The organism is Lutimaribacter saemankumensis (assembly GCF_900100005.1).
In the GTDB taxonomy this organism is placed as follows: domain Bacteria; phylum Pseudomonadota; class Alphaproteobacteria; order Rhodobacterales; family Rhodobacteraceae; genus Lutimaribacter; species Lutimaribacter saemankumensis.
The window spans coordinates 271320-278342 of record NZ_FNEB01000004.1; the positions used below are offsets into that span (position 1 = coordinate 271320).

Genomic DNA, 7023 nt, shown 5'->3' on the forward strand with positions numbered 1-7023 from the left:
TATGGGGTAGGATTTTGGGGATCGAGTTCGATTCCCAGTTCGAACAAGGGCGGCTCAAATGCCAAAACGCGCCAGAGAACTCAGTGCGCTGGAGGTCAAGCGCCTCTCCCGGCCGGGTCTGCATGCCGTGGGTGGTGTGGCTGGCCTCGCCCTGCAGGTCACTGCAACGGGCGCGCGCTCCTGGGTCTTCCGATATCGCTTCAATGGGCGGCGGCGGGAGGCCGGTCTCGGCCCTTATCCAGATGTTCCGCTGGCCAAAGCTCGAGATTATGCTCGGGAGGCCCGCGACATGCTAAGACAAGGCCTCGATCCCGTCGCTGAACGCCAGGCGGCACGGCGGCGTCTTCTGACCTTTCAAGAAGCCGTTGAACGGTTTGATGCGGAAAAGGCGATCGAGTTTCGCAGTCAGCTGCACCGCAAACAGTGGCGTGCCTCGCTGGAGCGACACGCGATCCCGCAGCTCGGGGATATGGCTGTGGCTGATATTAGCCTTCAAGATGTGCTCGACACGTTGCGCCCCATTTGGCTCGAAAAGACCGAGACGGCCTCGAAAGTGCGCCAGCGGATCGAGCAAGTGTTGGATTTTGTCACTGTCTCAGGGCATCGCAGCGGCGATAACCCGGCGCGCTGGCGAGGAAATCTGAGCATGGTTCTGCCTGCGCCGGGCAAGCTCACGGCGGGGCAAAACTTTCCAGCGCTCCAGCTCGATGACGCTCCGCGCTGGTTTGCCGCCCTCCGCGCACGCTCCGGTATGAGTGCCCGGGCATTAGAATTTCAGACGTTGACGGCCTCACGAACAGGTGCCGTGCGCTTCGCTACATGGGATGAGTTTGACCTTGAGCGGCGCCTATGGATCATCCAACCGGGACGACAATTCTCGAAAATCCCGCCGTCCGGACGCCCGCACAGAGTGCCCCTCACGGAGGCGCTGGTCAGCTTGCTCAAAGGACTACCAAAAGAGCAGGGCAATCCTTTGGTGTTCTGGGCGCCGCGCGGCGGTGCTTTTTCCGATGCCGCCATCGCAGCCGTCATGCGTAAGATGCATGCGGCCGACCTCAAATCGGGGGGGGCGAGGCTTTTTTGACGCGCAAAGTGATCGTCCGGCTGTCCCACACGGGCTGCGCTCGACCTTCCGGACCTGGGTTGCGGAGCGCACACAGTTTGATGGGGATATGGCCGAGATCGCATTGGCGCATAAGGTCGGGAGCAAGGTGCAGCAAGCCTATGACCGCTCCGACCAGGTCGAGAAACGCCGCGAGATGATGGAAGCCTGGGGGGCGTTTCTCAAATCGATTTAGGAAACGAAAGTCTGGTTGGTTTCTGCGCGGCACGCTTCGCTTGAGCCATAGCGATGACTTTCTGATGCCGAGAATGCTATTCCCTAAGTTGTGTCTTGCGCAGATTTTCTTCGCGATTGTCGCGTTGCGAGCACCTCCGAAGGTGTGAGGTTTTTCGTTCATCGAATCATGATCGAATCTCTCAGGAAGAGGCGCTGATTCTTTGGTGCTAACCGATCGTAGAGAAGTAGAATTTTAAAATAAAATAATAAAAACAATAAATTAGGCGTCGGGCTTTTTTGTGACGGGTTAGCTGGACTACCTTCTGTCGATCGAAAACGTGGAGGCAGTCTATGTATCTTTCAGATCGGCAGGTGGCGCAGCGATACAGTGTTTCAAGAGGAACACCTTGGCGGTGGGCCAAAACAGACTCAACCTTTCCAAAACCAGTAGAGCTTACTCCAGGTTGTACTCGCTGGCGATTGATGGATTTGGAGAATTGGGAGCAAAACAAAGCAGAGGTTCAGAGCTATGACAAAGAATGAGCATGACGCAATACAGGCCGCTTTTGAGAACGCGGAACGAATTGATCCTATCCCCATGGGCGACCCTCCTGCGGAAAGCAAAGCCACCGCGGGTTCCAAGAAACCAAGGAAAGCGAAATTGCAGCATATGTCATCGAGATATGATGGAATACCGGTTGTCAGGAATGAAAACGGTGTGCCGATCTGGTGTACCGGCACAGCTGTAGAGATCCTACGGCATCTCCCCGAATGGCAAGGGGTTCTATACCGTGATGAGTTCTCGGGATGTGACATGCTTGCACGCCCTATTCCAGGCAGCGAAGACAGCGATGATTTTCAGCCGCGAGCAATCCAGGATCTCGACGTCACACAGGCACAGGTATGGTTCCACCATAATGGGTTCTCTAAGGCCTCCATTCGCGCAGTTGCCGATGCGCTTGAAGCCGTGGCTTTTGAAAATAGGGTCGATCCTTTGAAAGACTGGCTATTGGGGTTGACCTGGGATGGACAACCGCGGTTGTCCGCGTGGTTGACGATCTATCTCGGTGTCGAAGAAAGCGAATATTCCGCTGAGGTTGGTAAACGCTGGGCGATCTCTGCGGTGGCACGCGTCTTTGAGCCCGGTTGTAAAGCAGATTGTTGTTTGATCCTGGAAGGTCGTCAAGGCGGTGGGAAAAGTTCCGCGCTTCGCGTGCTGGCTGGTGCAGAGTATTTTGCCGACGCGTTGCCCGATCTTGCGCACAAGGACGCAAAGCTATCTCTGCGCGGGAAATGGATCTTCGAGCTTTCGGAACTCGCCGCCCTGAACCGATCTTCGTTGGAGACTGCCAAGGCATTCATATCCCGCCGGGAAGAAAAATATCGACGTCCATATGGACGAAAGGACGTCACCGAACCGCGGCGATGTGTTTTTGCCGGAACGACCAATGAAGATAGCTACCTTCGCGACACCACGGGGAACCGACGGTTTTGGCCGGTACGTGTCGGCCCTATCAATATCGATGCCCTAAGCCGGGATCGCGAACAGCTTTGGGCTGAAGCTGTGCACGCCTATCGCGCGGGAGAGCGATGGTGGCTCGACACGAAATTCAACAAGATCGCGGCTATGGAGCAGGCCGAGCGTGTCGCAGATGACCCATAGACCGCGCTGATTGTTGAACACTGTGAGAAAAAGGAAGCCGTAGCGTGCAAGACGATCCTACAAGAAACCATTGGCATCCCAAAAGAAAAAATGACGCAGGCGGATACCAAGCGGGTCGCTGGGATCCTGCGAACAATCGGGTACGTCCGTGACGGAAACTTCACGTCTGGACCCGAAAAGGGCGCCGCCAGATATGTGCGTCAAGAGGAAGTATGACGTCTCTTCATAGTAGACGTATGTCCTTCTCGGGGTCTCATAAACGATATCGGTAGACGAAGTAGACCAGTTTTTAGAGAGTTTGTGGAGAAGTGTAAGCTACTGAATAAATGGTGAATTCTCATTTCATGGTTTGTGGTGGCTCTCCGGATTTGCTTGAGAAAGATTTTGTTCTCCCTGGTCTACTTCATCTACTGCGAGGACCATTGGTGGCTTTGTTTTAGGAAAGGGGGGGGGTGGGGTAAATCTCTCTATCCTCTTCCGATCCAAACCCACTCTCTCTCCAACGCACAGATTTTTTCCTGTGTAGCTGAAGTTTTTCTCGAGGCTGACAATTCTGGTCAACCGTGCCTACCACCATTCTTTGTTGCGGCGATCTTCTAGGTGAATCATTTAAAGCATAGCAATATCAGTGTTTTAGTAACATATTTGTCGCGTGTTTCTGGATTGCTGCCGAAATGATTGGTCTCTCCTGAGGAACGCTTGGACACCGAAGAATTTTTCCCGTCGCGCAGTCACGCAACACTTTGGACTGCCTATTGAAGGTTTTTCTGCGCTCTATTGCCCGGCTGCTCAACAACCGGCCTTTCCTCCAGATGCTCCATGCTGCTGCGTCCCGCGCTTTGATAACAGCGTCGCCTAAGCGATCTTCTTGATTCATCCATAAGCTGATGGTTCCCTGCCATCATGGAACAACTTGACTCATTTCTCCTCGTCGCGCTGGCGGTCTATTTCGGACTTGCCGCACTCCTTTTCCCCGTCTTTGGCTGTCTTCTTTTTCGTGGGAGACAGCTGCTGCGCGACCAAGCTTTAGCCCTTAAAAAAACGCCTAGAACAAGCGCGATCTGAGTACGAGGCGCGGCTGACTGTAATCCTGGCGAAACGCAAGAAAGACGTTGCGCGATACTCGGCGATTATCAGTATCGAGGAGGAAATCTCCCATCTAGAAGATGACCGCGACACGAGAGTATGCGAAATCGCTCAGGAAATCCGAAAGCCTGATGAAGGCGTGCTCTGAGTTCATGAGCGGAGGATGTGACGAGGAAAAAGATGTTCGGGCACTTGTCACTGCCTGACATCTAAATGATCTGCGCGTCATGGGACCGGTTGCTCACCCCCTATTGGGCGCAAGCCAAGCAAGAGGTGCGGGATAGGCTTATCGACCGACTTAAAACGGCCGCTCCGCTTTTAGTGGGGCTGTCTTTCGAGAAATGACTGCACTGTCCCGGATCAAAGCCTTGGGGCTGTGCAGTGCCTCCCACTCCCTCTCGATTGAATACCCTTCTACTGGTCCGGCAAAAGAGCGTTCATAAGGCCAGAATTGTGAGCCTGAAAATTCCCATCGTCTCCTTTGCACCAGATTTAACTCATAAACCTGCCGCATCTGCTGCGTATGCTTTCTTCGAACAGAGTGAGAGACAGAACGAATGGGGCTTATTTTTTACGCGCGGGGCGATAGCTCCTCGGCCAATAACAGCGAGATCAACTCGGAAAGCCTGTCGAAGACGCCAACGACGACGTTAGAGTTCAAAACGATCGGGCCAGACGGGGACTATCTTCTGGAATTCAACGACGGGGCGTCCGATCCTGACACGCTGCTCTACATCAACGGCCAGGCACGTTTTTTCACGGTCGAGTTTTCGGGCAATCTTCCGCAAAGCAACAAGTTCTCGAACGTCAACGGCCTCGATCTGCGGGGTGAGGAGGTCGTGGTCATCACGGACGAGATGACCGGACAGAGATACTATTTTCTGACCGACCCGACTTTGAACACGTTCTTGACAATGGAGAGCATGCCGAACGGGTCGGTCCCGATTACCAATGTCAGCAGCACAAACGACGTTGTCATCTGCTTTGCGCGCGGGACACGGATCGAGACGCCAAGCGGGCCGACTCGAATAGAAAACCTGCGAACTGGGGACCTGGTTCATACCGAGCATGGCCCCAAACCCATTCAATGGATTGGCAGCACCAAGCTCACTTACCATCACCTGGCAGCGGATCGCTCACTCCGGCCCATAAAAGTTCGTGCGCATGCATTTGATGACAACGTGCCAGAGAAAGACATCGTTCTTTCCCCGAACCATCGGGTCGTTGTCGAAGACGGATATGTGTCGCTGCTCTTCGGGTTTGAAAGAGCGCTGTGCGCGGTGAAACATCTTTTGGACCCAGGTAGAATAGAGCCATTTCTACCGCTTGAAGGGGTCGAGTATTTTCATCTGATGCTTGAGCAGCACGAAATCGTCCAATGCAACAACCTTTCAAGTGAAAGCTTGTATTTGGGGTCTGACGCGTTCGACGCCATCGGAGAAAACGCGATGGCTCAGCTCCAAAACGACCTCAAGTCTCGAATGCCGTCAGGTGAAGTCCGGCAGAAGTCAGCATTGCCCGTTTTGAAAAAGCATGAGGCTTCCTTGCTTATTGCGCCGAACGGTTCAACACGCGGCTCAAATAGAGCGCAAAAACACGCTGCCTAACTCTCGATTGTAAAGATACATAAACGACAGCCATCGAGTAATTATTGGACGCTCTATTGTATTGAAACAGCTCCAAAGAGGAAGTCGTCGAAATCGACTGCTGTGGTTTCCAGTCCAAGAAGAAGAGTTTCAAAGGAAATTTCCCGAGAGCAAAGTGTTCGTGAGAACGAGATAACTCCCTTTCCCAAATCCAACTCTTCGGCTCTTCGCTTTTGCCACGTTTTCCGGTTTGACCCGACGGTTTCTAGCCCGTGAGGCCGGGGCGTAGTGGATACCAAGTAGTTTTTTTCTTGCGGTTTCGGTTTCAAATGACAGGTTGCGGCATTTTCCTCGCGGTCTTTGAACGCGTCACCGCAAAGAAGTTTTCTCTTCGCTACTTGTTTCCAAAGTTCACGTCGTGCTTGGTGGTCTCGGAGGCCAAGAAAAATGACGCCTACAGTGACTTCGGTTCGCGAAAAGTCTACAAACAGTTTTGCTTGGTGTTTTCTTTTTGTCAGCCGATCATCAGCCCAAACCTCTAGCCACAAACGATTTGGAACGCATGATAGGCGGGTATGTTGATCCAGGTAGGGGACTGAACAAAAGCAATCCAATTCGATGTGGCTTAAGTTCTCTGTGACCAAAGAGCCAAGCCTATCCAGAGCTCGACAGCTGGCTCTGACCGTGACCCGCTCAGAAGGTTTCAAACTTTGAAAAATGCCTGGCTTCGTTGCCCATAGCCTTTGAATCAGAGATAGGTCTCTTTCACCGGTCAGCTTGTGGAGGATATCTGATCGGGTTGACGCCTGCATTCCGAAGCTCGCGCTCGCGCCCCAAGCTCAAAGATGCAGGTTGTATGTGGTTTTTATCGGGCCTTTTTATGAACAGTTCTTTGGTAATTGTCGGCACCAAAAAGGCCCTCGCGTCTCATTTGATCCGTAGTGAACGGTATTCATTCGGACTTGCAGGCATTCCTATCTGAGATGTCATGCAGCATCTGATAGCCAACTCGTCCAAATCGCACGTAGTTCATCGGCAAGAGTCATTGGATCGAATGGCTTTGTGATTACCGCGATTGCGCCTTGAGCACGCAGTTTTTCTGCAAAATGGTCTTCAGCCTTCGCCGTAACAAACACCGTCGGTACGTCCGCCATGCCTGGAATTTTTTGAATTTCGTTCCGGACTTCCTGGCCACTCATCTCTGGCATCATGACATCCAAGAGCAGAAGTTGCGGCGCGAATTCCTCTGCTGAGGAAATCGCCGAATGGCCATCGCTGGATTGAAGGATCCTGAATTGACCGACGGTTTCCAGCGCGATCTGCACGATGGTGCGGATGTCTTCATCGTCATCGACATGTAGTATGCGTTCAAGTTCCATTAGTTGACCTTCGATTGGTGAGTTGCCCAA

At 53.0% G+C, this 7023-nt stretch carries 7 protein-coding genes; 6 read left to right on the forward strand and 1 reads right to left on the reverse strand.

Annotated features, from left to right (window positions below):
- The first annotated feature begins 58 nt into the window (after nt 1-58).
- The 6 genes from BLT50_RS10400 to BLT50_RS10415 all read left to right on the forward strand — a co-directional run bounded on the left by BLT50_RS10400 (nt 59) and on the right by BLT50_RS10415 (nt 5635).
- Nucleotides 59-1084, forward strand: a complete 1026-nt coding sequence (locus BLT50_RS10400) for a tyrosine-type recombinase/integrase (protein WP_245723353.1) — start codon at nt 59-61, stop codon at nt 1082-1084.
- A gap of 88 nt (nt 1085-1172) precedes the next feature.
- A complete protein-coding gene (locus BLT50_RS19700) occupies nt 1173-1298 on the forward strand; it encodes a site-specific integrase (protein WP_281241643.1) in 126 nt (41 codons plus the stop codon).
- Between the two features lie 332 nt (nt 1299-1630).
- Nucleotides 1631-1822 (forward strand): helix-turn-helix transcriptional regulator, encoded by a 192-nt coding sequence (locus tag BLT50_RS19770; RefSeq protein ID WP_090028597.1) that lies wholly within the window; start codon nt 1631-1633, stop codon nt 1820-1822.
- Nucleotides 1809-2942, forward strand: coding sequence for a virulence-associated E family protein (locus BLT50_RS10410; protein WP_090028598.1), 1134 nt, complete (start codon nt 1809-1811; stop codon nt 2940-2942). Before BLT50_RS19770 ends, BLT50_RS10410 begins: the two co-directional genes overlap by 14 nt.
- 903 nt (nt 2943-3845) lie before the next feature.
- Entirely contained in the window at nt 3846-4007 is a 162-nt protein-coding gene (locus tag BLT50_RS19290; RefSeq protein WP_175491451.1) for a hypothetical protein, read from the forward strand.
- A gap of 578 nt (nt 4008-4585) precedes the next feature.
- On the forward strand, nt 4586-5635 hold the full coding sequence (locus tag BLT50_RS10415; RefSeq protein ID WP_090028599.1) for a Hint domain-containing protein: 1050 nt from the start codon (nt 4586-4588) through the stop codon (nt 5633-5635).
- A gap of 965 nt (nt 5636-6600) precedes the next feature.
- On the opposite strand, the gene BLT50_RS10425 is transcribed toward BLT50_RS10415, so the two are convergent.
- On the reverse strand, nt 6601-7023 hold a 423-nt coding region (locus BLT50_RS10425; protein ID WP_245723354.1), incomplete at its 5' end, for a response regulator.